4 protein-coding genes and 1 pseudogene are annotated in these 2,061 nt (G+C 69.0%); 1 reads left to right on the top strand and 4 read right to left on the bottom strand.

Annotated elements, in window-relative coordinates; all coding sequences use genetic code 11:
• The 3 genes from GRX66_RS18505 to GRX66_RS18515 all read right to left on the bottom strand — a co-directional run.
• Nucleotides 1–468: HAD family hydrolase (locus tag GRX66_RS18505; RefSeq protein WP_159527788.1), on the bottom strand; the 468-nt coding region annotated here is incomplete at its 3' end.
• Nucleotides 469–616: 148 nt separating this feature from the next.
• Complete coding sequence (lwrS, locus tag GRX66_RS18510) at nucleotides 617–985, bottom strand: LWR-salt protein (protein ID WP_159527789.1); 369 nt, start codon at nucleotides 983–985, stop codon at nucleotides 617–619.
• 1 nt (nucleotide 986) lies between these two features.
• Nucleotides 987–1,262, bottom strand: coding sequence for a 4a-hydroxytetrahydrobiopterin dehydratase (locus tag GRX66_RS18515; protein WP_159527790.1), 276 nt, complete (start codon nucleotides 1,260–1,262; stop codon nucleotides 987–989).
• Between the two features lie 110 nt (nucleotides 1,263–1,372).
• Between GRX66_RS18515 and GRX66_RS18520 the strand changes: the two genes are divergently transcribed.
• The gene (locus GRX66_RS18520) at nucleotides 1,373–1,549 is read left to right on the top strand and encodes a hypothetical protein (protein ID WP_159527791.1); all 177 of its coding nucleotides are present in this window, start codon (nucleotides 1,373–1,375) and stop codon (nucleotides 1,547–1,549) included.
• Here GRX66_RS18520 and GRX66_RS18525 read toward each other — a convergent pair.
• Nucleotides 1,546–2,061: pseudogene (locus GRX66_RS18525) on the bottom strand (glutamyl-tRNA reductase); the annotation flags it as partial. The gene GRX66_RS18520 and the pseudogene GRX66_RS18525 sit on opposite strands and share 4 nt — an antisense overlap.

The following is a 2,061-nucleotide window of genomic DNA, read 5'->3' on the forward strand; positions in this document are numbered from 1 at the left end:
GGCGCCGACGTCGTCGAGCGCGAGTTCATTGGACCGGGGGTCGGGCTTCCACCCGGTGTCGTCGTCACAGCACACCACGACGTCGAACCAGTCGCCGATGTCGAGGCTGTCCATGACCGGGCCGGCGAGGAACTCCGCGCAGTGCGTGACCACGCCGACCGGGCCGTCCAGGTCGCCGACGCGCGCGGCGTCGTCGTAGAGGTACGTCGCGTCCGCTCGCGCGACGGGGTCTTCGACGTCGTGGAACGCCTCCCAGAACGGGTCCGGGTCGAACCCCCACTCGCGGAGGTGGACGTCGCGGGAGCCGCCGAGGCCGTGCCAGAGCACTTCCGCCTGGTAGTCCGAGAACTCGTGGCCGACGCGGTCACCGACGCGGTCGAACACCTCCCTGGTGTACGACCACTCGGTGTCCACGAGCGTGCCGTCGAGGTCGAACAGCCAGACGTCGTAATCCGCGCGGGAACCCATTGGACACGGTAGTACGGCGCGGTCTGTCAAGTGTTTTGCGTATCAGGGTGACGGCGTTACACACCGGCCCGGTCCCGTCCCGTGCGTCTCGAACCGGCGACCAGCGAGCGACCGGTCAGTCCCGAACTGGCAGCCCGCGCCCGAGCAGTCAGTTCTGGACTTCCACGGAACTCCCGAAGTACTTGTTCAGCACCTCGGGCGTGCTGTCGGCCTTGAAGCGGTCGAGGTGCGCACCAATTTCCTCCCGGAGGGCGTCGTAGTACTCGGTGTCCGTCTCGAACGCGCGGTACTCGACGTGCTCGATCGGGACGCCGAGCGCGTCCTCGGTCAGTTCCCGGAAGTGGACCGGGTCGCCGATGTCGCCCCGCCAGAGGTTGTCCCGGAAGAACAGCCACCCCGGTTCCCCTGGGTCGTCGGCGACGCGCTGCATCCGCGTCTCGAAGCGCTGCGGGTCGACGCGCACCTCGTAGTCGGGGTCGAGGCGGAACCGGACCGCGAACGCGTACTCGGCGTGCATGCTACCGCAGGCCGTTGCAGCGGTCCGCGAGTTCGACGTCGCGGTCCGTCACGCCGCCGGCCTCGTGGCTCGTGAACCGAACCTCGACCTCGTCGTAGCGAATCCGGATCTCCGGATGATGGAACTCCTCGTCGGCGAGTTCGCCGACCTCGGACGCGAACGCGACGCCCTTCAGGTACTCGTCGAACTCGTAGGTGCGCACGATTTCGTCGCCAGACAGCCGCCATCCGTCCGGGAGTCTGTCCTCGACTTCGTCCGCTGTGAGCACGTCCGACATGCGTGTCTCCTCGCACGCCAGGGCCATAATCGTACCCGCCGATTGACTTCGCCACGACACCACTCCACCACGCCCCAACACTCCTTACCCCTCGCCGGCGACGTCTACGCGTGAACGCTGACACCATCGACTGGGGGTTGGCTGCCGCCGTCGCGTTCGGCGTCCTGCTCGCGGTGCTGACAGCGGTGCTCGCCGACACCGCAGGCCTGTCCGGGCCCGCAGCGGTCGCCGCGCCGCTGCTGGTCGGCGTCGTCGTCGCTGCAGGAATCAGGCTCGGGTACGCTTAATCCTCGGACTCCGCGGACGCGAGTTCGCCCGGCGGCGCGTCGAACGGCATCCCGTCCTCGAACTCCGGATCGAACAGCTCCAGCGCGGTCGCGATGGTCGACCAGTCGTCCTGCTCGGCGGCGTCGCGCAGGCTCCTCGTCGGCGCCGCGAGCAGCTGGCTGACCAGCGCGTCCGCCATCGACTCCAGGACTTCGCGCTGCTCGTCGGATACGTCGCCGTCGCCGGCCTCGAGCTGGGAGAGCGCCGTCGACACCTCGCGGGCCTTCAGACGGTCGGCGCTCTCGTACATCCGCGCGATGACCTCGTCCGCTCGCTTGCGCTTGTACTGCGCGAGCAGCCGCTGGAACTCCGCCTCCAGCATCGCCTCCACCTGGCGCGCCGCGTCTTCGCGCTGTTCGCGCGTCGACTCCGTCACGGACTCCAGGTCCGCGAGGTCGTACACGGCGATGCCGGGCTCGTCGTCCGCCTCGGGCGCGACGTCCCGCGGCTGCGCGAGGTCCACCACGACCGC

Origin of the sequence: Halobacterium bonnevillei (assembly GCF_009831555.1) — an archaeon.
Lineage (GTDB): Archaea > Halobacteriota > Halobacteria > Halobacteriales > Halobacteriaceae > Halobacterium > Halobacterium bonnevillei.